The sequence below is a fragment of the Kitasatospora sp. NPDC008050 genome, assembly GCF_042957465.1.
Taxonomy (GTDB): Bacteria; Actinomycetota; Actinomycetes; order Streptomycetales; family Streptomycetaceae; genus Kitasatospora.
Genome location: NZ_JBIBIJ010000005.1, coordinates 101,867 through 124,510, shown reverse-complemented (window position 1 = coordinate 124,510; position 22,644 = coordinate 101,867). Strand labels below are relative to the sequence as shown.

At 70.8% G+C, this 22,644-nt stretch carries 19 protein-coding genes; 10 read left to right on the top strand and 9 right to left on the bottom strand.

What is annotated here, in order from left to right:
* Window positions 1–79 precede the first annotated feature (79 nt).
* Entirely contained in the window at window positions 80–1,018 is a 939-nt protein-coding gene (locus ACFZB9_RS11955) for a YihY/virulence factor BrkB family protein (RefSeq protein WP_391446130.1), read from the top strand.
* Between the two features lie 46 nt (window positions 1,019–1,064).
* Here ACFZB9_RS11955 and ACFZB9_RS11950 read toward each other — a convergent pair whose 3' ends face one another.
* Window positions 1,065–2,447, bottom strand: coding sequence for a D-alanyl-D-alanine carboxypeptidase family protein (locus tag ACFZB9_RS11950; protein WP_391446128.1), 1,383 nt, complete (start codon window positions 2,445–2,447; stop codon window positions 1,065–1,067).
* Window positions 2,448–2,612: 165 nt separating this feature from the next.
* Here ACFZB9_RS11950 and ACFZB9_RS11945 point away from each other — a divergent pair, with 165 nt between their 5' ends.
* Together ACFZB9_RS11945 and ACFZB9_RS11940 are read left to right on the top strand one after the other, a co-directional pair.
* Window positions 2,613–2,882, top strand: coding sequence for an SCO4848 family membrane protein (locus tag ACFZB9_RS11945; RefSeq protein WP_391446126.1), 270 nt, complete (start codon window positions 2,613–2,615; stop codon window positions 2,880–2,882).
* Window positions 2,883–2,955: 73 nt separating this feature from the next.
* Window positions 2,956–4,623 carry a hypothetical protein gene (locus ACFZB9_RS11940; protein WP_391446125.1) on the top strand — a complete coding sequence of 556 codons (1,668 nt, stop codon included), beginning with the start codon at window positions 2,956–2,958 and terminating at the stop codon, window positions 4,621–4,623.
* Window positions 4,624–4,697: 74 nt separating this feature from the next.
* Here ACFZB9_RS11940 and ACFZB9_RS11935 read toward each other — a convergent pair whose 3' ends face one another.
* From ACFZB9_RS11935 to ACFZB9_RS11905, 7 genes are all read right to left on the bottom strand, one after another.
* Window positions 4,698–5,492 (bottom strand): succinate dehydrogenase iron-sulfur subunit, encoded by a 795-nt coding sequence (locus ACFZB9_RS11935; protein WP_391446123.1) that lies wholly within the window; start codon window positions 5,490–5,492, stop codon window positions 4,698–4,700.
* The gene (gene sdhA / locus ACFZB9_RS11930; RefSeq protein WP_391446121.1) at window positions 5,492–7,234 is read right to left on the bottom strand and encodes a succinate dehydrogenase flavoprotein subunit; all 1,743 of its coding nucleotides are present in this window, start codon (window positions 7,232–7,234) and stop codon (window positions 5,492–5,494) included. Before sdhA ends, ACFZB9_RS11935 begins: the two co-directional genes overlap by 1 nt.
* Window positions 7,235–7,278: 44 nt before the next feature.
* Entirely contained in the window at window positions 7,279–7,767 is a 489-nt protein-coding gene (gene sdhD, locus ACFZB9_RS11925; protein WP_391446119.1) for a succinate dehydrogenase, hydrophobic membrane anchor protein, read from the bottom strand.
* A gap of 6 nt (window positions 7,768–7,773) precedes the next feature.
* On the bottom strand, window positions 7,774–8,154 hold the full coding sequence (sdhC, locus tag ACFZB9_RS11920; protein WP_327067292.1) for a succinate dehydrogenase, cytochrome b556 subunit: 381 nt from the start codon (window positions 8,152–8,154) through the stop codon (window positions 7,774–7,776).
* Between the two features lie 245 nt (window positions 8,155–8,399).
* Window positions 8,400–8,891 carry a 2-oxo-4-hydroxy-4-carboxy-5-ureidoimidazoline decarboxylase gene (locus ACFZB9_RS11915; protein WP_391446117.1) on the bottom strand — a complete coding sequence of 164 codons (492 nt, stop codon included), beginning with the start codon at window positions 8,889–8,891 and terminating at the stop codon, window positions 8,400–8,402.
* A gap of 394 nt (window positions 8,892–9,285) precedes the next feature.
* Window positions 9,286–10,047, bottom strand: coding sequence for an SDR family oxidoreductase (locus tag ACFZB9_RS11910; protein WP_391446115.1), 762 nt, complete (start codon window positions 10,045–10,047; stop codon window positions 9,286–9,288).
* A 116-nt stretch (window positions 10,048–10,163) separates the two neighbouring features.
* On the bottom strand, window positions 10,164–12,281 hold the full coding sequence (locus ACFZB9_RS11905; RefSeq protein ID WP_391446113.1) for a protease pro-enzyme activation domain-containing protein: 2,118 nt from the start codon (window positions 12,279–12,281) through the stop codon (window positions 10,164–10,166).
* A 570-nt stretch (window positions 12,282–12,851) separates the two neighbouring features.
* Between ACFZB9_RS11905 and ACFZB9_RS11900 the strand changes: the two genes are divergently transcribed.
* From ACFZB9_RS11900 to ACFZB9_RS11870, 7 genes are all read left to right on the top strand, one after another.
* Window positions 12,852–14,057: an amidohydrolase gene (locus ACFZB9_RS11900; RefSeq protein WP_391446734.1), complete on the top strand. Its 1,206-nt coding sequence runs from the start codon at window positions 12,852–12,854 to the stop codon at window positions 14,055–14,057.
* Window positions 14,058–14,304: 247 nt separating this feature from the next.
* A complete protein-coding gene (locus tag ACFZB9_RS11895) occupies window positions 14,305–15,378 on the top strand; it encodes a BMP family protein (protein ID WP_391446111.1) in 1,074 nt (357 codons plus the stop codon).
* A gap of 286 nt (window positions 15,379–15,664) precedes the next feature.
* Window positions 15,665–17,344, top strand: coding sequence for an ABC transporter ATP-binding protein (locus ACFZB9_RS11890; protein WP_391446109.1), 1,680 nt, complete (start codon window positions 15,665–15,667; stop codon window positions 17,342–17,344).
* Window positions 17,345–17,349: 5 nt separating this feature from the next.
* Window positions 17,350–18,501 carry an ABC transporter permease gene (locus tag ACFZB9_RS11885; RefSeq protein WP_391446107.1) on the top strand — a complete coding sequence of 384 codons (1,152 nt, stop codon included), beginning with the start codon at window positions 17,350–17,352 and terminating at the stop codon, window positions 18,499–18,501.
* Entirely contained in the window at window positions 18,498–19,769 is a 1,272-nt protein-coding gene (locus ACFZB9_RS11880; RefSeq protein ID WP_391446105.1) for an ABC transporter permease, read from the top strand. Before ACFZB9_RS11885 ends, ACFZB9_RS11880 begins: the two co-directional genes overlap by 4 nt.
* An 86-nt stretch (window positions 19,770–19,855) precedes the next feature.
* Complete coding sequence (locus ACFZB9_RS11875; protein ID WP_391446732.1) at window positions 19,856–20,248, top strand: cytidine deaminase; 393 nt, start codon at window positions 19,856–19,858, stop codon at window positions 20,246–20,248.
* 178 nt (window positions 20,249–20,426) lie between these two features.
* On the top strand, window positions 20,427–21,704 hold the full coding sequence (locus ACFZB9_RS11870) for a thymidine phosphorylase (RefSeq protein ID WP_391446103.1): 1,278 nt from the start codon (window positions 20,427–20,429) through the stop codon (window positions 21,702–21,704).
* 189 nt (window positions 21,705–21,893) lie between these two features.
* Here the strand turns inward: ACFZB9_RS11870 and ACFZB9_RS11865 are convergent, their stop codons facing one another.
* Window positions 21,894–22,544, bottom strand: coding sequence for a beta-glucanase (locus ACFZB9_RS11865; RefSeq protein ID WP_391446101.1), 651 nt, complete (start codon window positions 22,542–22,544; stop codon window positions 21,894–21,896).
* Window positions 22,545–22,644: the final 100 nt, after the last annotated feature.

Here is a 22,644-nt window from a genome sequence, read left to right as displayed (position 1 = left end):
CGGGTGGCGAAGCTGCGCCTTCCAGGGCAAGTCGGACCATCCAGGACTTTTACCCTCGGTGACCGGGTAGGCGTGGCCCATGGGATTCCTCACCAGGCTGCCGGTCATCGGCCCGTTCGTCGTCGCCGTGTTGCGCAGCCGCCCGTACCGCGTCTACGAGCACTTCACCGCGGCCAAGGGCAACCGGCTGGCCGGTGCCGTCACGTTCTTCGGCTTCCTGGCTCTCTTCCCGCTGCTCACCGTGGCGCTGGCGATCGCGGTCTCCACCCTGACCCCGAACCGGGTGGACAGCCTCAAGCACAAGATCGCCGACCAGGTCCCCGGCCTGGCGAACTCGCTCGGCCTGGACTCGCTGGTCGCCAACGCCGCCACGGTCGGGGCGGTCAGCGGGTTGCTGCTGCTGCTCTCCGGGCTGGGCTGGGTGGACACCATGCGCGGCGCGATCCGCGACATCTGGCAGTTGCCGCAGGAGGACGGGAACCTGGTGCAGCGCAAGGTCTGGGACTGCGTGGTGCTGGCCGGCCTCGGCGTGGTGTCGCTGGCCTCGCTCGGCGCCTCCGCGGTGACCACCCAGCTGGCCGGGCGGCTGGCCTCCGGGCTCGGCCTGTCCGACCGGGGACCGGCGCACTACCTGCTGGCGCTGGCCGGCTTCGTCATCGCGGTCGGCGCGGACCTGCTGCTCTTCCTGTACCTGCTGGCCCCCTTCCCGCGGATCGGCGGCCAGCACCGCCGCGACCTGCTGACCGCCGCGCTGATCGCGGCGGTCGGCTTCGAGCTGCTCAAGCTGCTGCTCTCGTCCTACCTCGGATCGGTGGCGGGCAAGAGCCTGTACGGCGCCTTCGGGGTCCCGGTCGCGCTGCTGCTCTGGATCAACTTCGTCTGCAGACTGCTGATGTACTGCGTGTCCTGGACCGCGCTGGCCGACCCGGAGGGCGCGCGCGCCCGGGCCCGCGCCAGTGCGGACGCCGCTTACCGCGCGGCCGGCGAGCTGGGCGGCGTCGTGCCCGCCCGGGGGTAGCCGCGGGTCCGGGGGACGCCGGCGCCGGCGCCCGGGGGAGCGGCCGCTAGCGGTGACCCACCGCGGTGGCGCCGCCGGTCTCCTCGGGCGCCTGGGTGGGGGCCTCGGTGGAGTCGAAGGCCAGGCCGAGGGGCGTCTGCGCAACCGTCGCGGGGCTCCTGCGCGAGGCTGCGGCGAGCGGCCCGCGGCGGCGCCCGCGCAGCAGCCACAGGGCCGCCGCCGCACTGAGGGTGAGGGCGCCGGTCACCGTCCAGGTCTCCGGGCCGAGCAGGCCCGGGCCGCGCTCCCGCGCCCCGGCCAGCCTGCCCGGGCCGCCGCCGGCCGGGCCCGCCTTGGCCGGAACGGGGGCCGGGGCGGCGGCGAGCTGGCTCGCCGCCGCCGATCCCTTGCCCTGGGCCGGGGCCGTCTCGGCGGGCTGCTTCGGGGTGACCAGCTTGCCGACCGGCGTCACGTGGTCGGCCGCCGCGAAGCCCCAGTCCAGCAGGGCGGCGGTCTCGTCGTAGACCTTCATGTAGGTGTCGGGGTGCATGACCGCCACCAGCAGGGTGCGCCCGTCGTGCTGGGCCGCCCCGACGAAGGTGCTGCCCGCGTTGGTGGTGTAGCCGTTCTTGACGCCGATCAGCCCCGGGTACCTGCCGAGCAGGCGGTCGGTGTTCTGGATGCCGAAGGTGCCGCGCTGCCCGGTGCGGCTGTCCACCGCCCCGGGGAACTGGGCGTCCTTGGTGGCGCAGTAGGAGCGGAAGTCCGGGTTGCGCAGCCCCTCGCGGGCGAAGAGCGTCAGGTCGTAGGCCGAGGTGAGCTGCCCGTCCTCGTCGTAGCCGTCCGGCGAGACCACATGGGTGTCGGCGGCGCCCAGTTCGACGGCCCGCTGCTGCATCTGGCGGACCGTTTCCTCGACCCCGCCGTTCATGTGGGCCAGCACGTGCACCGCGTCGTTGCCCGAGCTGAGGAAGACCCCGCGCCACAGGTCCTCGACCCGGTAGTCCAGGTCCTCCTTGATGCCCACCAGGCTGCTGCCGGCACCCAGCCCCGCCAGCTCGTCCGGCGCGACGGTGTGCACGGTCCGGCGGTCGAACTTGGGCAGCACGGTGTCGGCGAAGAGCATCTTCAGCGTGCTGGCGGGAGGCAGCCGCAGGTGCGGGTTGTAGGCGGCCAGCACGTCGCCGGTGTCGGCGTCGGCCACCAGCCAGGACATCCCGGTCAGCCCGGTCGGCAGCTTCGGTGCCGAGCTCCCCAGGGAGACCTGGACCCCCGACTGGGCGAGCCGCTCGCCGCCGACCGCCGAGGGCGGTGGCGGTTCGCCGGTGGCCAGCGCGGTGGCGACGGGCGCGGTGGCCAGCACCAGGGCGGTGGCCAGCGCGGCGGTCAGCGTGGCGGCCCGGCGGCCGGGCCGCCGGCAGGGACGGTTGCGCAGACTGGTACGACACATCAGGTAAGCATCCAATTGCACTCGGTGTCCGTACCCAGTCCAACGCTCGCCCCGCCCGGGCCGTCGCCCGCGTCCCCTGGAAGGGGGACCGCCGCCTGGGCCGATCGGCCGCCTGCCCATACTGGGAAACGCCCGCCCCGCCCGCACCGCGAAGGACCGCCCGCCATGAAGCTCAGCCGCCGCACCTCCTGGTTCCTCGTCGCTTTCGGGGTCTGGTCCGTCATCATCTGGACCACCTTCGTCAAGAACCTGTGGGCGGACTCCGCCCACCAGGCCTTCACCAACGGCGACCACAGCCACCCCACCGCCTTCTTCTGGATCCACCTGACGCTGGCCGTCACGTCCTTCGTGCTGGGGGTTCTGGTGGGCCTGGTGGGGATCAGGGGGCTGCGCGGCACGGCCACGGCGAGCCCTGCCACAAAGTCGTTGACCTGACGGGTTGGCGGCTGCCAGAGTCTCCCTGCTTCGCATGCCGTGCGAACGAATATTCGAGGGGGGACCTCTTTTCGTGCTGTCCACGACCCGACTCCTGGCTGCCGGCGGTGTGCTCACCCTGGCCGCCGGCCTGGCCACCGCGCCGAGCGCCTTCGCCGGCAGCGGACTGTCCTACAGCAACCCGCGGGCGACACCCACGCCGGTGATCGCCTCGACCGGTGCGAGCGGCAACGCCTGCGATGACACCACCACCCCGGGGTGGATCGGCCTGACCACCGGCCCGCCGACCCTCAGCGTCGACGTCCAGGTTCCGACCGGCAGCACCACGGTGCCGAAGATCTCGGTGACCGACGAGACCAGCACCCCCTTCAGCAGCGCCTTCCAGGCCGACGCCCCCGTGGCGAACGGCACCGCCGCCGTCCAGCTGCCGGACCTGAAGGACGGTCACTCCTACTCCTGGCGCGCCTGGTCGGTGACCGGCGGGATGCCGGCGGCCTCGGCCAAGTGCCACTTCCGGGTGGACCGCACGCCGCCGACGGTGAGCGTCGACTCGACCGACTTCCCGGCCGACGGCTCGGGCAAGACCGCGACCAAGTACGCCGGCCAGGCCGGCACTTTCACCTTCACGGGCGCTGACCCGGCCCCGGCGGGCGGCGCGGCGTCGGGGGTGGCGTGCTTCGAGTACGCGCTCACTCCGGCCACGTTGGGCATCTTCACGGGCTGCGCTGGCCCGAACACCGTGGTACCCGACGCCACTGGCAAGGCGAGCGTGCAGCTGACGCCCGGTCAGTGGGGACCGAACACCCTGCAGGTCCAGGCGATCGACAACGCGGACAACGTGTCGCAGTCCGTGACGTACAACTTCGAAGCACCGAGCAACCCCAACCCGCCGGCCACCCCGGGCGACGTCGACAACGACGGTGTTCCCGACATCGTGGTGCCCGACAGCGCGGGCGTCCTCCAGGTGATTCCCGGCAACAGCGGCACCACCACGCCAAAGGAGACCTTCCCGGCGATCGATGCGCCCGGCGGAGCCGGCTGGAGCGGTCTCCAGATCGCCCACCGGGGCTGGATACCGAACACCGCGACCGCCGACACGGTCTTCGCGCACGACCCGAAGGCCCCCGGCACCCTCAACGCATACCGCAACGAGGGGTCGCTGCAACTCGGCGGGCAGAACGCCATGCTGGTCAGCCGGCCGACGACCTGCCAGGACGTCACCGGAGCGACCATCAGCTGCCCGGTGGGCTACGGCTCCGACTGGTCCGGGGTGACACAGCTCGTCGCGCTCGGCTCCACCGATCCGGGCCAACCGAATGACGCCTCGCTGCTCACCGTCGAGGGCGGCAACCTGTGGCTCTTCGAGCACGTCAACTTCCGAGGCTTCACCGTCGCCCAGCAGCTGACCACCGCGGGCAACTGGAGCGGCTACGACCTGGTCGCCCCCGGCCCCGACGCTCAGGGCAACCTGGCGCTCTGGGCCCGCGACCGCGCCAGCGGCGCGCTGCACGCCTTCACGTTGCCCAAGAAGGCCGACGGCACCTTCGACTTCTCCGCCTTGGCCGACCCCACCGCGAACGTTGTGGCCACGGGCTTCACCACTGCCGCCTACCCCACCCTGGGCAGCTCCGGTGACCTGGACGGCGACGGCGTGCCGGACCTGTGGGCGGTCACCGGTGACGGGCACCTGGACGTCTTCGCCGGCTGGAGCACCCCGTACGACGCCGGTGCGCTGAAGTAGCCCGGCCGTACGACAGCACAGGGCCCGTCCGGTGGATACCGGACGGGCCCTGTGCTGTACCGCGAAGCGGAGCGTTAGAAGCGGCGCGTCACCAGGGCGCGCTTGACTTCCTGGATCGCCTTGGTGACCTCGATGCCACGCGGGCAGGCCTCCGAGCAGTTGAAGGTGGTGCGGCAGCGCCACACGCCCTCACGGTCGTTGAGGATCTCCAGGCGCTGCTCGGCACCCTCGTCGCGCGAGTCGAAGATGAAGCGGTGCGCGTTGACGATGGCGGCCGGGCCGAAGTACTGGCCGTCGTTCCAGAAGACCGGGCAGGACGAGGTGCACGCGGCGCACAGGATGCACTTGGTGGTGTCGTCGAAGCGCTCGCGGTCCTCGGCGGACTGCAGGCGCTCGCGGGTCGGGTCGTTCCCGTTGGTGATCAGGAACGGCATGACGTCCTTGTACGCCTGGAAGAACGGGTCCATGTCGACCACCAGGTCCTTGAGGACCGCGAGGCCCTTGATGGCCTCGATGGTGATCGGCTTCATGCCGCCCTTGCCGTCCGGCTCGGTGACGTCCTTCAGCAGGGTCTTGCAGGCCAGCCGGTTGCGGCCGTTGATCCGCATGGCGTCCGAGCCGCAGATGCCGTGCGCGCAGGAGCGGCGGTAGGTGAGGGTGCCGTCCTGCTCCCATTTGACCTTGTTGAGGGCGTCCAGGACGCGCTCCTTGGGGTCCATGGTGAGCTGGTAGTCGACCCACACCGGGTCCGGGTGCTCCTCCGGGTTGAACCGGCGGATCCGCAGGGTGAAGTTGATCATCTGCACGCCGCCGGCCTCGGCCGCGTCCAGCGCCGCCGAGTGCGGTGCGTCGATCGTGGGGGCGCTCATCAGTACTTACGCTCCATCGGCTGGTAGCGGGTCGTGACAACCGGCTTGTAGTCGAGGCGGATTGAGGTGGTGCCGTCCTCGGCCACCTCCTGGTACGCCATGGTGTGCTGCATGAACTTCACGTCGTCACGGGTCGGGAAGTCCTCGCGGAAGTGGCCGCCGCGCGACTCCTGACGCGCCAGCGCGGAGACCACCAGCACCTCGGCCAGGTCGAGCAGGTTGCCCAGCTCGACGGCCTCCAGCAGGTCCGTGTTGTAGCGGAAGCCCTTGTCCTGGATCGCCACGTGCTTGTAGCGCTCGCGCAGCGCGGCGATGTCCTCGCAGGCCTGCTTCAGGGTGGCGCCGGTGCGGTAGACCATGGCGTTGACGTCCATGGTCTCCTGCAGCTCCTTGCGGATCTGCGCCACCGACTCGGTGCCGGTCGACTCGCGCAGGCCGTCGACCAGCGCCTGCACCTTCTCGGCCGGGTTCTCGGGGAGCGGCGTGAAGTCCACCGTCGACGAGTAGTTGGCGGCCGCGACACCGGCCCGCTTGCCGAACACGTTGATGTCCAGCAGCGAGTTGGTGCCCAGGCGGTTGGCGCCGTGCACGGACACGCAGGCGACCTCGCCGGCCGCGTACAGGCCCGGGACGATGTCGGTGTTGTTGCGCAGCACCTCACCCTCGACGTTGGTCGGGATGCCACCCATGGCGTAGTGCGCGGTGGGCTGGATCGGGATCGGGTCCGTGTAGGGCTCGATGCCGAGGTAGGTCCGGGCGAACTCGGTGATGTCCGGGAGCTTGGCGTCCAGCTGCTCCGGCGGAAGGTGCGTCAGGTCCAGGTAGACGTGGTCGCCCTCGGGACCGCAGCCGCGGCCCTCGCGGATCTCGGTGTAGATCGCGCGCGAGCAGACGTCACGGGACGCGAGGTCCTTCATGACCGGGGCGTAGCGCTCCATGAAGCGCTCGCCGTCCTTGTTGCGCAGGATGCCGCCCTCGCCGCGGGCGCCCTCGGTGAGCAGGATGCCCATCCGCCAGATGCCCGTGGGGTGGAACTGGAAGAACTCCATGTCCTCCAGCGGCAGGCCGCGGCGGTAGACCAGGGCCTGGCCGTCACCGGTGAGGGTGTGGGCGTTGGAGGTCACCTTGAAGAACTTGCCGGTGCCGCCGGAGGCGAAGACCACGGCCTTGGCCTGGAAGACGTGGATCTCGCCGGTGGCCAGCTCGTAGGCGACGACGCCGGAGGTCTTGCCCTCGTTGATCAGCAGGTCGAGGACGTAGAACTCGTTGAAGAACTCGACGCCGTGCTTGACGCAGTTCTGGAACAGCGTCTGGAGGATCATGTGACCGGTGCGGTCGGCCGCGTAGCAGGAGCGGCGCACGGCCGCCTCGCCGTGGTTGCGGGTGTGGCCGCCGAAGCGGCGCTGGTCGATCCGGCCGGCCTCGGTGCGGGAGAAGGGCAGACCCATCTTCTCCAGGTCGAGGACGGCGTCGATGGCCTCCTTGCACATGATCTCGGCGGCGTCCTGGTCGACCAGGTAGTCACCACCCTTGACCGTGTCGAAGGTGTGCCACTCCCAGTTGTCCTCCTCGACGTTGGCCAGGGCGGCGCACATGCCGCCCTGGGCCGCGCCGGTGTGGGACCGGGTCGGGTAGAGCTTGGTCAGCACCGCGGTGCGGCTGCGCTGGGTCGACTCGATGGCCGCGCGCATGCCGGCGCCACCGGCGCCGACGATGACGGTGTCGTACTGGTGAATCTGCATGGGGGTTAGTTCGCCTCTGGCTCTGCTGGCTCTGCGATGGCCGATTAGATGTTCGGGTCGAAGGTGAAGATGACCAGGGTGCCGAGCAGCACGGTGAACACCGTGGCAGCGCCCATCAGGCCCTTCAGCCAGAGCCGAGTGGAGTCCTTCTCGGCGTAGTCGTTGATCACCGTGCGCATGCCGTTGGCGCCGTGCAGCATGGCGAGCCAGAGCATCAGCAGGTCCCAGCACTGCCAGAACGGCGAGGCCCAGCGACCGGCCACGAAGGCGAAGTTGATCTTCGACACACCGTGGTCCAGGAACAGCATGATCAGCAGGTGACCCAGGATCAGCACGACCAGCACGACACCCGACAGGCGCATGAAGAGCCAGGCGAGCATCTCGAAGTTGGTGCGGGTGCGTCGCGGGGTCTTCTTGGTGCGGGTGCGCGGCGGCTGGATCACGAAGGCGTCGGCGGGGTTGCCGGTGCCAAGACCCTTGCCGGTGTGCGCCTGCGCGGAGGGGACCACGAGGTCGGTGGCGTCAGTCGACATGGCGCATCACTTCCCGAACCAGTTGGACAGCGTGTGCTGGAGAATCGGGTAGAAAGAGCCGGCCATCAGCACGACCCAGAGGCCGACGACGCTCCACAGCATCTGCTTCTGGTACTTCGGGCCCTTCGACCAGAAGTCCACCGCGATGACCCGCAGGCCGTTCAGGGCGTGGAACAGGATGGCGGCCGTCAGGCCGTACTCCATCAGGTTCACCAGCGGAGTCTTGTACGTCTGGATGACCGAGTCGTACGCCTGTGGCGAGACTCGCACCAGTGCGGTGTCAAGGACGTGGACGAGAAGGAAGAAGAAGATGAGGACGCCAGTGACTCGATGAGCCACCCAGGACCACATGCCTTCGCGGCCGCGGTACAGCGTTCCAGCCGGCACGGGAAACCCTCCGGAAGCGGTTGAAGGGCTCGGCCGGCGTCGGTGTCGGTCAGCCCGGCCGGATACGGTCCACCGGCCGCGGTCATCCTATCGACGCCGCGTCGGCAACCGCCTCCGGGGGGTTTGAGTGTGATCAATCAGGCACGAGCGGCCTAATCGGGCCGGGAACTATGACCGTGGGTAACCGGGTGGGCCACGATACGGTGACGGAGCGTCGAGATGCTGACGCCACCCGGGCGGTGGTGTCAGCCGGCGGTACCGCTGGCGACCAGGTGCTCCAGCCGGTGCAGTGCGATCCGGCGCAGTTCCTCGGAGGCCACCAGGCGCTCCTCGTCCGGTTCGTTGGCCAGCCGGGTGCGGATCGAGCTGAGTACGGTGTCCAGCATCTCCTCCGGCTCGACGCCGTCGAGGCAGACCACGAAGACATGGCCGAACCGGGACTCGTAGGCGGCGTGCGCGGCCTGCAGCGCGGTGTGCGCCGCCTGGCTGCCCGGCGCCCGCATGCCCAGCAGCGGCTGGGGCATCCAGCTCTCGTCGGCCAGTGCCTCGGCCAGGTCGCTGGGCCGCAGGTCGTACGAGGCCTCGCTGGCCGCGGCCAGCAGCGAGTCCAGATCGGGGTAGGGGCGGTGAGCGGTCAGCCGCAGTGCCCAGCGGTGGCTGCCGCAGCAGGCCAGGAGCGCCTCCTCCGCGGCGCCGGGGTCGGCCTCGTTGAAGCGGTGCAGTCCGACCGCCGGCATGGGCGGGATGGGCGGCCGTGGCGCGGGGATGTCGGCCGGGATGTCGCTGGCCAGCGGGTCCTCCTCGGGAGGCGGGAAGGGCGACGGGCGGCCCCCGCGGGAAGCAACGGGCGGCGCACCGCGTCGGACGGCTCGTGGGGTCGGACGTAACCAGCATGGATCACGGCACGGCGCGGACGGGGTCGACCGGGCGATGCCGGGGTCCTCCCGGGCAGCGGCACCACGGTAGTTGAGCGCTCACCAGTTGGGGAGAGTGCGCGCCGAATTCACCCTGACGAGCTATCAAGTTGTGACCCCTGCGCTACCGGACCCCTTCTTCCCGCGGGCCTCACCGGGCTTCACCGGGCTTCACCGGGCCTCACCAGGCCCGGATCAGTCGCGATGCGGGACCGGCTCAGTCCCGGTGCACCTTGTAGTTGGAGGCCTGGGCGCGCGGGCGCACCACCAGTAGGTCGATGTTGACGTGGGAGGGCCGGGTGACCGCCCAGGCCACCGTGTCGGCGATGTCCTCGGAGCTGAGCGGGTGGGAGACACCCTGGTAGACGGCGGCGGCCTTGGCCTCGTCGCCGCGGAAGCGGGTCACCGCGAAGCCCTCCGACTTGACCATGCCCGGGGCGATCTCGATCACCCGGATCGGCTCGCCGACCAGCTCCAGGCGCAGCGTGGCGGCGATGGTGTGCGCGGCGTGCTTGGCGGCCACGTAGCCGCCGCCGCCCTCGTAGGCGGCGAGCGCGGCGGTGGAGGAGAGGATCAGCACGGTGCCGTCGCCGCTGGCGCGCAGGCCGGGCAGCAGGGCCTGGGTCATGTGCAGCACGCCCAGCACGTTCACCTGGTACATCGCCAGCCAGTCGGCCGGGTCGCCCTGCTCGACGGACTCGGCGCCGAACGCCCCGCCGGCGTTGTTCACCAGGACGTCGATCTGCCCCAGCGCCACCGCGAAGGCGTCCACCGCGGCCCGGTCGGTGACGTCCAGGGTGATCGCGCGGGCGGCACCGCCCTGGCTCTCGATCTCCTTGGCGAGCTCCTCGATCCGCTCGGTGCGACGCGCGGTCAGCACCACCTCGAAGCCCTCGGCCGCCAGCCTGCGCGCGGTCGCCGCGCCGATCCCGCTGCTGGCTCCCGTGACCACCGCGACCTTGTGCCGACCGGTACCCATCCGTCTCGCTCCTCTGTTCGTGCCCTAGCCTGCCGGGTCATCATCGCACCGCCCGGAACGGATGTGGGGCCCGCAGCCACCGGCTGCGGGCCCCACATGTTCAGCGCTCGGCGCGGTCAGTCCTGGGCGTTGTCGTCGCCCTGGTCGTCAGCGGTGTTGGCGCTGCCCTGGTTGGCGTGCTTGAGGGTGAAGGACTTGAAGAAGTCCTTGGCCGGCGAGCCGAGGCCGGTCGCGGTGTCGTAGCCCTTGGTCGCCGACAGACCGTAGTCCGCGCCGATCTTGTAGAGGCGGACCTTCAGCGCGCCGTTGACCATGCCCAGGTCCACCACGTTGCCGCGCTTGGTGTGCACCGCGCTGTCGTTGACGTCGTGGAAGGCCCGGGTGTTGTAGCGGTCGTACAGGTCGGGGTTGGCGAAGCCGATCGGGCGGCCGCCGCGGGCCTGGATGGCGTCGGCCAGGACACCGGCGAACTCCGGCGAGGAGACCGAGGTGCCGCCGTAGCCGCCCTCGCTGTAGGCGCCGCCGGCCGGGGTGAAGCCGACCAGGGTGGCGGCCACCAGGTCACCGCTCATCGCGACGTCCGGGGTGGCGCGCTGCGGGGTGGCCGACTTGGTGCCGTCCGCCGCCACGGTGGAGATGGAGTCCGGCACCACGCCCTTCTGGTACCACGGCTGGGCCTCGCCCTTGACGACGCCGCCGCCACCGCCGAAGTAGAAGGGAGCCTGGCCGGGGGCCGGGGACCACGACTTGCCGTCGGTCGAGAGCACCGAGCGCTGGTCACCCATGTTGACCTCGTGGCCGTAGGTGCCCGACTTGTCCTTCAGCTCCAGGGCGGTGCCGCCGACCGCGGTGATCCACGGCGAGGAGGAGGGCCACTGGGTCTGGGCCTGGTTGGTGTCGGCCTGGCAGTTGACGCCGGTGGCCGCCGCACCCGGGGAGTTGTCGCCGCAGTCGCCGGCCGAGGCCATGAAGGTGATGCCCTCGGTGGCGCCGAGCTGGAAGACCTGGTTGTCGGCCGCGATCACGGCCGGGTCGAGGTCACCGCTCTTGCCGTGCATGATCTCGCCGTAGGAGTTCGAGACGATGTCGGCGAGGTGGTTGTCGACGATGTTGCTCAGCGCCGCGTTGAGGTCCGGGTCCTCGCAGGAGTTGGCACCCACGTAGACCACGTTGGCGTCCGGCGCCATGCCGTGCACCATCTCGACGTCCAGCGCCTCCTCGCCCGACCAGTCACCGCAGTCGGCCTGGTGCGTCCACTGGTTCGGGGTGAGCACCTCCTTGTACTGGCCGGGGGCGAAGGGCTGGTCGCCGTGCGCGGCGGAGAACTTGTCGGCGTCGGCCTGCATCGTGCCGAGCCCGTAGGCGTCGACGATGGCGACGGTGGCGCCCTTGCCGGTCACCTTGGCGTCGGTGACGCCGTACGCCTTGCGCAGCTGGCTGGGAACGTAGCTGCAGGGCGCGAACGGCTCGTTCTTCTCGTAGCCGGCCGGGGCACCGGTCGCCGTCTTGGAGCCGTACCGGCCGTCCGTGCAGGTCGCGGTGGTCGGAAGGGTCTTGGGCGTCTTGGCCGGGTCGGCGGCGGGCTGGTTGGTGCCCTGCGCCTGCACGTCGGCGGCGGCCTGCGAGATGGCGTTGGAGGCCGCCTTCTGCACCGTGTCGGCCAGGCCCTCGACACCGACGACATCGGCGGCGACCGTGGCCGGGACCACCGCGTCGGTGGCCGGCGCCTTGTGGGTGCCGTTGTCGGTGCGGTAGTTGCGGAACTGCGCGCCCAGCGCCCGGGTCAGCTCATCGGTGGTGCCGGTGACCTGCAGGTAGTGCGGGTCGGTCGCACTGATCGTCAGACCGGCGCCGGTCAGCCACTGGGTGACCGCCTGGACCTGCTCGGGGCTGGTGCCGAAGCGGGCCTTGGCCTCGTCGGTGGAGAGGAACTTGCCGTAGTCGGGCGAGTTCTGGTCCGAGACGGCCTGCGCGTACGCGGCCAGCCCCTGGGGGTCCCGGCCGGCCAGGTAGACCCGGGCGGTCGCCGGGGTGCCCGCGGGCACCGCACCGGCGTCGGCCTGCGGGGTGGCCCAGTCGGGGTGGGAGCCGGTGAGCTCCTTGGCGGCATTGGGGTCGCCGGCGGTGGTGTCGGCGATGGCCGGGCTGGCGAACGCGAGCGTTCCCAGGACCAGGGCGGCGGCGGCCGGAGCCGCCACCGCTATCCGGGAGAGCCGGCTGCGAGCTGCTGGCACGTGGGTTCCCCACTCTCATGGAAGGGCCCCGTCCCCGCGGGGGCGGGAACGGTGACTGCGTGCCCGGCCGCGCTTCGTGGGCGCCGACCGGACGCGGGCGTGACGGATCCCCCCGCCGGGCCCGGCTCCTGAAGGAGGGTCGGGGGCGTGGGAGAGGTTTCTGACTGTGCGGTCGTTGTCTATTCGCTCGCGTGGTCGAAGCTCAAGACTTCGTCTGAATTCTTTACCAGTACATGACCTGAATGACCGGATCCTGATACGTGCGGGCCATCCGGGGGACGGCCGGATGACGGATCGTTACCCTCCGGTCGTGTCGGTCGTTGACCGGGGCACACCGCCGATCTCGCCCAGGGTGGTGTCACCGGGGAAGGCGGCTGAAACGAGATGTCATACCCAACCGCTGGCCGTGTATGCGCCAATCCGGGGAGTTATTCGGCCGAAGTCAAGCCAAACCTCGGCCGCCCCCATATTCTTGTTGGGGTGAACCGTCCTCAGCCCGACCCGCAGGCAAGCCCGCAGCCCATCGCGTCCGCCTCCCGCCCGGCCACGGCCGGGGACCGGGCGTCCGCCGTGACCGAGGCGGCGCTGCGCGCCCGGGTCCGGGCCTACGAGGCCGAGCTCATTGCCTTCCGCCGTGACCTGCACCGACACCCCGAGCTGGGCCGTCAGGAGCTGCGCACCACCAGGCTGCTGCGCGAGCGGATGCAGGCCGCGGGTCTGATGCCGCGGGTGCTGCCCGGCGGTACCGGTCTGCTCGTCGACCTCGTCCCCGCGGGCACGAAGAGCGGCACCCCGATGCTCGCGTTCCGGGCGGACATCGACGCGCTGCCCATCGATGACGCCAAGTCCGATGTGCCGTACCGCTCCACGGTGCCCGGCTGCTGCCACGCCTGCGGCCACGACGTGCACACCACGGTGGTGCTCGGCACCGCGCTGGTGCTGGCCGACGCGCTGCGCGAGGGGCGGCTGCGGCAGCCGGTGCGGCTGATCTTCCAGCCCGCCGAGGAGGTGATGCCCGGCGGTGCGCTGGACGTCATCGAGGCCGGCGGGATGGAAGGGGTCGGACGGATCTTCGCGGTGCACTGCGACCCCCGGGTGACGGTGGGCCGGATCGGCCTGCGGATCGGCGCGATCACCTCCGCCTGCGACGCCCTGGTGCTCAACCTCGACGGTCCCGGCGGGCACACCGCTCGCCCGCACCTGACGACGGACCTGGTCACCGCGATCGGCCGGTTCGCCGCCGAGCTGCCCGCCGCGCTCGCCCGCCGGATGGACCCGCGCTGGGGCGTCAGCCTGGTCTGGGGCCGGATCGAGTCCGGCTCGGCGCCGAACGTGATCCCGCAGCACGCCGAACTCGAAGGCACCGTACGCTGCTTGGAGCTGGCCGGCTGGCGCGAGGTGCCGGACACGCTGCACGAGCTGATTGACTCGATGGCCGAGACCTACCGGGCCAAGTGGAGCCTGGACTACAAGCGGGGCGTCCCGCCGGTGGTGAACGAGGCTGAATCCATTGCCCAGTTGGAGATGGCGATGACGCGTCAGTTCGGTGCCGAGGATGAAGAGGTGGTGGAGGGCACCGAGCAGTCCCTGGGCGGCGAGGACTTCTCCTGGTACCTGGAGCACGCGCCGGGCGCGCTGGCCCGGCTCGGCGTGCGGGCGCCGCACGAGACCGGGGTGCGTGACCTGCACCAGGGCCGGTTCGACGTGGACGAGCGGGCGATCGCGATCGGTGTCGAGCTCTTCGGCTCGCTGGCGCTGGAGCACGGCCGGGTCTGAGCCGGGGGGCGGCGGGGGCAGTCGGGGAGGGGGCGGCGTCAGGGAGTCGAACAGGGGCGCGGATGGGTGGGTAAGGCCGTGCGAGACTGGGCCTGCTCACCGGGGTGCGACGTTCACCTCATGGGCATCCGTGCCACGGTTTGATAACAACCCGAGGGGCCGGGCGACCCGTAACACAACCGTGTTCTACGCGCGTTACGGTGACGTCCGACCACGCCAAACGGGTGTGTGAGAAGGAGAAACTCCCTTGCGCCGTTCAGTAAAGCTCGCCGCGGTTGTGCTCTCGGGTTCCCTGGGCATCGCCTCGCTCGCCGCTTGCGGCGCAAAGAGCAACAGCACCACCACCGCATCCTCCGGCGGCTCGGGCCTCAAGGTCGGTATGGCCTACGACGTCGGTGGCCGTGGTGACCAGGGCTTCAACGACCTCGCCGCCGCCGGTCTGGACAAGTCCAAGGCCGAGTTCGGCCTGACGACCAACGAGGCCGAGGCCAAGCCCGGTGAGGCCGACTCCGACAAGCAGACCCGTCTGGAGACGCTGGTCAACAACGGTTACAACCCGATCATCGCGGTCGGCTTCGTGTACCAGGCGACCGTCGAGAAGGTCGCCAAGGAGCACCCGAACGTCAAGTTCGCGATCATCGACTCCGACTCCTCCACCCAGCCGAGCAACGTGACCTCGCTGGAGTTCACCGAGCAGCAGAGCTCGTACCTGGCCGGCATCGCCGCCGCCAGCAAGACCAAGAACAAGCAGGTCGGCTTCATCGGCGGCGTGCAGTCCGAGCTGATCAAGAAGTTCGAGGCCGGCTACCGGGCGGGTGTCGCCTCGGTCGACTCCAGCATCAAGGTCGACGTCTCCTACCTGACCACCCCGCCGGACTTCACCGGCTTCACCGACCCGGCCAAGGGCAAGTCCGCCGCGCAGGGCCAGATCGACCAGGGCGCGGACGTCATCTACGCCGCCGCCGGTGGCTCCGGCACCGGTGCGATCCAGGCCGTCGCCGCGGCGAACAAGCCGGGCAAGCCCGTCTGGTCGATCGGTGTCGACACCGACCAGGCCAAGCAGACCGCGCTCGCCCCGTACAAGGACACGATCCTGACCTCGGCGCTGAAGAACGTGGACACCGCGGTCTACAACTACATCAAGAGCGTCAAGGACGGCGCGCCGCTGACCGGCGTGCAGCGCTTCGACCTCAAGTCGGGCGGTGTGGGCCTGGCCACCACCGGCGGCCACATCGACGACCTGAAGGCCAAGCTGGACCAGGCCACCCAGCAGATCACCTCGGGCGCCATCACGGTCCCGACCGCGCCGTCCGGCAACTGACCGGTCGTAGCACGTCCGTAGTCGCGGCTACCCCAGCGGTACCGCAGTAGCACCAGGGAGGGGCCCGGTGGGTCGCGCGTGAGCGCACTCCGCCGGGCCCTTCTGCACCCCCGTTTGCGCCGCCAAGCAGTTCGGCCTCCCTCCCCAGCGCAACGAAGCGCCTGCTCACCACCAGGAGATCGCCATCACCGCTTCCACTCCCTCCCTCAGCAAGGGAGGCAAGCCCACCAAGGGATCGGCGACCGTCGCCGTCGAACTGCGCGGCATCACCAAGCGCTTCCCCGGCGTGGTGGCCAACCACGACATCAACCTCACCGTGCAGTCCGGCACCGTGCACGCCCTGATGGGTGAGAACGGCGCCGGCAAGTCGACGCTGATGAAGATCCTCTACGGCATGCAGCGGCCGGACGAGGGCACCATCGCGATCAACGGTGAGACGGTCGAGTTCGCCACCCCGGGTGACGCCATCGCCCGCGGCATCGGCATGGTGCACCAGCACTTCATGCTGGCCGACAACCTCACCGTGCTGGAGAACGTCGTCCTCGGCGGCGAGAAGCTGTACGGGATCGGTGCCAAGGCCAAGGCGCGGATCAAGGAGATATCCGACCAGTACGGCCTCAACGTGCGCCCCGACGCGCTGGTCGAGGACCTGGGCGTGGCGGACCGCCAGCGCGTGGAGATCCTCAAGGTGCTCTACCGTGGCGCCCGGATCCTGATCCTGGACGAGCCCACCGCCGTGCTGGTGCCGCAGGAGGTCGACGCGCTCTTCGACAACCTGCGTGAGCTCAAGGCCGAGGGCGTCACCGTCATCTTCATCTCGCACAAGCTGCACGAGGTGCTCTCGGTGGCCGACGCGATCAGCGTGATCCGCCGCGGCACCACGGTCGGCGACGCCGACCCCGGGCAGGTCACCGCCCGCGAGCTCGCCGAGCTGATGGTCGGCAGCGAGCTGCCCTCCCCGGAGAGCCGCGAGTCCACCGTCACCGACGTGGAGATGCTCAAGGTCGAGAACCTGCGGATCGCCAAGGCCGACGCCGAGGGGATCGAGCGCGTCGTGCTGGACGACATCTCGCTCACCATCCACAAGGGCGAGATCCTCGGCATCGCCGGTGTCGAGGGCAACGGCCAGGCCGAACTGGTCGAGGCCATCATGGGCATGCTGCCGCTGGACGCCGGCACCGTGGTGCTGGACGGCGCCGACCTCACCCCGCGGCACACCCGGGCGCGCCGCGAGGCCGGGATCGGCTACATCCCCGAGGACCGCCACCGCCACGGCCTGCTGCTGGAGGCCCCGCTCTGGGAGAACCGGATCCTCGGTCACGTCACCGAGGCGCCGAACGCCAAGGGCCTGCGGCTCGACCCGGCCGCGGCCCGCCAGGACACCCTGCGCATCGTCGAGCAGTACGACGTGCGCACCCCCGGCATCGACGTCACCGCGGCCTCGCTCTCCGGCGGCAACCAGCAGAAGCTGATCGTCGGCCGCGAGATGAGCCACCAGCCGAAGCTGCTGATCGCCGCGCACCCGACCCGCGGTGTGGACGTCGGCGCGCAGGCGCAGATCTGGGACCACATCCGCGGCGCCCAGCGGGACGGCCTGGCCGTGCTGCTGATCTCCGCGGACCTGGACGAGCTGATCGGGCTCTCCGACTTCATCCGGGTCATCTACCGCGGCCGCCTGGTCGCCGAGGCGGACCCGGCCACCGTCACCGCCGAGGACCTGGGCACCGCGATGACCGGCGCGAGCAGCGGCCACCTGGAGTCCGACGCCACGCCGGCCGACGTGGCCGACGCCGCCGACAGCGTGGAGCCGACCGACGCCGCCGCCGACGACGAGACCGTTGAGCCGGCCGACGCCGCCGACGACAGCGTGGAGCCGGCCGCCGCCGACGTCCCCGCGCAGGCCGCCTCGGCCGACGACATCGCCACCACCGAGACCGCTGCCGCCGACGCGCAGGCGGGGGAGTGACCCACATGAGCACGACCACCCAACCCGCCCAGCGGGGTTTCCTGCAGCGGATCGACCGTGAGCGGCTGGGGCTGGCCATCGCCGCTCCGCTGCTGGCCATCGTCATCGCCGTGCTGCTCTGCTCGGCGCTGCTGGCCGTCGCGGGCTACGACCCGACCCAGGCCTTCAACATCATGGGCAAGTTCGCCGTCGCCTCCGACGGGCAGGTGGCGATCCTGAACAAGGCGACCACCTTCTACCTCGCCGGTTGCGCGGTGGCCTTCGGCTTCCGGATGAACCTGTTCAACATCGGTGCGGACGGCCAGTACCAGCTGTCGGCGCTCTTCGTCGCCTACGTCGGCGGCCAGGTGAACCTGCCCTCGTTCATCGAGATCCCGATGCTGCTGATCGTCGCGATGCTGGTCGGCGGCACCTGGGCCGGTGTCGCGGGCGTCCTCAAGGTCACCCGCGGCGTCAACGAGGTCATCTCGACCATCATGCTGAACGCGATCACCACCGCGATCATCGGCATGCTGCTGGTCCCCGGCATCTTCGTGCCGGGCAACGGCGGCGGCACCAGCAACACGGTGCAGACCAAGCAGATGGTGGCCTCCAGCAACTTCTTCACCCTCAACACCCAGGGCGGCTCGCTCTACGGCTTCATCATTGTCGCGGCCCTGGTCGGCGTGGTGTTCCAGCTGGTGCTCACCCGCACCCGGTTCGGCTTCGACCTGCGGGCCACCGGCCGCTCCGAGTCGGCCGCGGCCGCCAGTGGTGTCAACGTCAAGCGCATGGTGCTGACCAGCATGTGCGTCTCGGGTGCGCTGGCCGGTCTGATCGGCATGCCCGACCTGCTCACCAACTCGCACTACTTCGGCCAGAACTTCCAGGCGGGCATCGGCTTCGTCGGAATCTCGGTCGCGCTGCTGGGTCGCAACAGCCCACTCGGGATCGCTTTCGCGGCGCTGCTCTGGGCCTTCCTGGAGGCGAGCGCGCCCAGCCTGTCGGTGTCGAACTTCCCTCCGGAGATCATCAACGTCATGGAAGGCACCATCGTCATCTGCGTGGTGGTCGCCTACGAGCTGGTCCGCCGGTTCGGCCTCAAGCGTCAGCAGCAGCGGGTCGGCGCCCAGCTCGCCGCCGCCGCCGTGTCCGTCAAGAAGGAGGTGGCGGCATGAGCACCGCGACCGCATCTCGTCCCAAGCCCGCCGTCAAGGCGCCGGGCAAGAGCGGCGGCAAGCTCTCGCTGCCGGTCGTCCTGCTGCTGATCGCCGGCGCGATCCTGCTGCTGGCCGCCGTCGGTGCCGCCACCGGCAACCACGCGCTGACCTCCTCCGGCCAGATCACCGCCGCGCTCGGCGCGGCCGTGCCGATCGGCATGGCCGGTCTGGGCGGCCTGTGGGCCGAGCGGGCCGGCGTGGTCAACATCGGCCTCGAAGGCATGATGGTGGCCGGGACCTTCGCCGGTGCCTGGGTCGGCTACCTGGTCAACCCGTGGGTCGGCCTGCTGGCCGCGATCGCGGCCGGGGCCTTCGGCGGTCTGCTGCACGCGGTGATCACGGTCGGCTTCGGCGTGGACCACATCGTCTCCGGTGTCGGCATCAACCTGCTGGTCCCGGGCATCTGCCTGTACGTCAACCGGATCTACTACCAGGACTACCGCGACGCGGGTGCCGGTGCCAGCATGTCGCCGCCCACCCCCGGGCTGCCGACCATCACCGTCCCCGGGCTCTCGCCCTGGCTGGACAAGATCGAGACCCACCACTGGTTCTTCGTCTCCGACGTGGCCGGCGTGCTGGGCGGCGTGGTCACCAACCTCTCGGTGGTCACCCTGGTGGCGGCCGCACTGCTGGTGGGCAGCTACTTCGTGCTCTGGCGGACCACCTTCGGCCTGCGCCTGCGCTCCTGCGGTGAGAACCCGACCGCGGCCGAGTCGCTGGGCGTGAACGTCTACAAGTACAAGTACATCGCGGTGATCGCCTCCGGCGGCTTCGCGGGCCTGGGCGGCGCCTACCTGTCGATGGTCGCGGCGAGCATCTACCGCGACGGCCAGACCGGCGGCCGCGGCTACATCGGTCTCGCCGCGATGATCTTCGGCAACTGGCTGCCGGGCGGCCTGGCCACCGGTGCGGGCCTGTTCGGCTTCACCGACAGCCTGCAGCTGCGCGACCCCGACTCGGTGCACGTGCTGATCCTGGTGATCGCGCTGGTGCTGGCGCTGCTGGCGATCTGGCAGGGCTACCGGCGCAAGCTGGTCCCGGCCGTGGTCACGCTGGTCGCGGCCGCCGCCATGGGCCTGTGGTACGGGACGACCGACGCCGTGCCGCGTCCGCTGATCGTGGCCACGCCGTACGTGATTACCCTGGTGGTGCTGGCGCTGTCGGCTCAGCGCCTGCGGCCGCCGAAGGCCGACGGTCAGATCTACCGCAAGGGGCAGGGCAAGTGACGGATGCGCAGGCGTCTTCCGGTCCGGCCGACGGCGCGGGTGTCGGCTCGGTGGCCGACTCGGGTGCCGGCTCGGCGGGCGGCCCGATGGGCGACCCGGTGATCGACTGGCCGGCGCTGCGCGCGGCGGCCCGGGACGCGATGTCCCGGGCGTACGCCCCGTACAGCAAGTACCCGGTCGGTGCGGCCGCGCTCGTCGACGACGGGCGGGTGGTGACCGGCTGCAACGTGGAGAACGCCTCGTACGGCCTGGGCCTGTGCGCCGAGTGTGGTCTGGTCTCGGCGCTGGTCGCCAGTGGCGGTGGCCGGCTGGTCGCGTTCGCCTGCGTGGACGGTGCCGGGCAGGCGCTGATGCCGTGCGGGCGCTGCCGCCAACTGCTCTGGGAGCACGGTGGTGCCGAACTGCTGGTGGACCTGCCCTCGGGCATCAAGCCGATGACCGAGGTGCTGCCGGACGCGTTCGGTCCCGAGCGGCTGTAATCCCTGTACCGAGCGGGTATTCGGTAGTAGCCGCGCGCGGTGTGACGCGCGTAGAGTGAGGTGGGGGCGGCAGAGCAGCAGCCGCCCCCACCTTCTTTTTCCGCTCGTTTCCGCCTGTTCTTCGCTGCCCTCCCCTGTCTTCCTCTCGCAGGTTTCCATCCCCTCCTGGAGCACGCTCATGGACGTCATCTCCGTCATCACCGCCAAGCGCGACCGCCGCGAGCTGACCGATGATCAGATCGACTGGGTGATCGACGCCTACACCCGCGGCGTGGTGGCCGACGAGCAGATGTCCGCGCTGGCGATGGCCATCCTGCTGAACGGGATGAACCTGCGGGAGATCGGCCGCTGGACCGACGCGATGATCCGCTCCGGCGTCCGGATGGACTTCGCCGGCCTCGGCATGCCCACCGCCGACAAGCACTCCACCGGCGGCGTCGGCGACAAGATCACCCTCCCGCTGGCCCCGCTGGTCGCCGCCTGTGGCGCCGCCGTGCCGCAGCTGTCGGGACGCGGCCTCGGCCACACCGGCGGCACCCTGGACAAGCTGGAGTCGATCCCCGGCTGGCGGGCGCTGCTCTCCAACGACGAGATGATGGACGTGCTGCGCCAGTCCGGTGCGGTCATCTGCGCGGCCGGCGACGGGCTGGCCCCCGCCGACAAGAAGCTCTACGCGCTGCGCGACGTGACCGGCACGGTCGAGGCGATCCCGCTGATCGCCTCCTCGATCATGTCCAAGAAGATCGCCGAGGGCACCGGCGCCCTGGTGCTCGACGTCAAGGTCGGCTCCGGCGCCTTCATGAAGAACCTGGCCGACGCCCAGGAGCTGGCCCGCACCATGGTGGGCCTGGGCCGCGGCGCGGGCGTCAACACCGTCGCGCTGCTCACCGACATGTCCACCCCGCTCGGCCTGACCGCCGGTAACGCCCTGGAGGTGCGCGAGTCGGTCGAGGTGCTGGCCGGCGGCGGCCCGGCGGACGTCGTGGAGCTGACCATCGCGCTGGCCCGCGAGATGCTCGCCGCAGCCGGCGTGCGGGGCAAGGACCCGGCCGACGCCCTCAAGGACGGCTCCGCCATGGACCACTGGCGCCGCCTGATCAGCGCCCAGGGCGGCGACGTGGACGCCCCGCTCCCGGTCGCCCGCGAGCAGCACGTGATCCCGGCGCCCGCCAGCGGCGTGCTGACCGCGCTGGATGCCTACGCGGTGGGCGTCTGCGCCTGGCGCCTGGGCGCCGGCCGCGCGCGCAAGGAGGACCCGGTGCAGGCCGGCGCGGGCGTTGAGATGCACGCGAAGCCGGGCGACACGGTCACGGCCGGCCAGCCGCTGCTGACCCTGCACACGGACACCCCGGAGCGCTTCGACTACGCGATCGAGGCCCTGACCGGCGGCATCGACGTCGCGCCGCAGGGCACCGAGTACACCCGCACCCCGCTGCTGCTGGACCGCATCGGGTGAGGTAGCGGGCACCCGTGACGGGTACGGCGACGGGCGGTGCGCGGGATGCGCACCGCCCGTCGTCCTAGGGGCTGTTGAGGATCTCGTGGGTACCGATCCGCCGCCCGACGAGGTGCGCCTCGTGGGGTCTGCCGCTCGGATCTGCTGGATCCTGCGGCCGACGTCAGGGCCGATGCGTTCGCGTCGCCGTCAGCGCTCCACCTGGAGGCTCTGGCAGGTCCAGCCGAGGCGGCGGGGGCCCCAGAAGGACGGGGCCGGGTGGTAAGTGCCGTCGGAGACGGAGAGGTTGACGATCAGGTAGGCGGACCAGTCGGCGCCCACGCCGGAGCCGTCCGCGTAGCAGAGGGTGTCGCCGACGTACCACTCGACCGAGTCGGCACCGAGGGAGGTCGAGATCCGCACCGTGGCGCCGGGGGCGACGCCGGCCGAACTGCCGTGCCAGTAGAGGTTGGTGTCGGCCAGGTGGTTGCTGAACTCCAGCAGGTCGGGGTGGTCGGGGTGGTACTCGAAGATGTCGACCTCGTTGCCGCCGTCGCGCCAGGTCCAGATGGCGGGCCAGGCGCCGATGCCGGTGGGCAGCACGACCTCGGCGCGCAGCAGGTCGCCGCTGCGGAGCTGGAAGCCCTCCGGACTGCCCTCGGTGGTCAGCAGGTTGCAGTTCCACAGGCGGCTGAAGCGGCCGCGGGTCGCGCTGAAGACCCCGCCCGGGCAGAAGGCGGGGATCAGTCGGTCGAGCTTGTGGTCGCCCCGGTTGGTCGGTCCCATGTCCGGATAGGAGCTGGTGCGACCCGCCACCCACTGCTGGGGCGAGGTGAAATCGGCGTCGAAGACCACGGCCATGACTGCCTCCCTGTGTGCTCAGGGTGATATGCCCGCTACGGAAGGCGATAACCGCCGGTGGGGGCGGCGGCCGGCGAGGTCCGGCGCCGGGGCGGTCGGC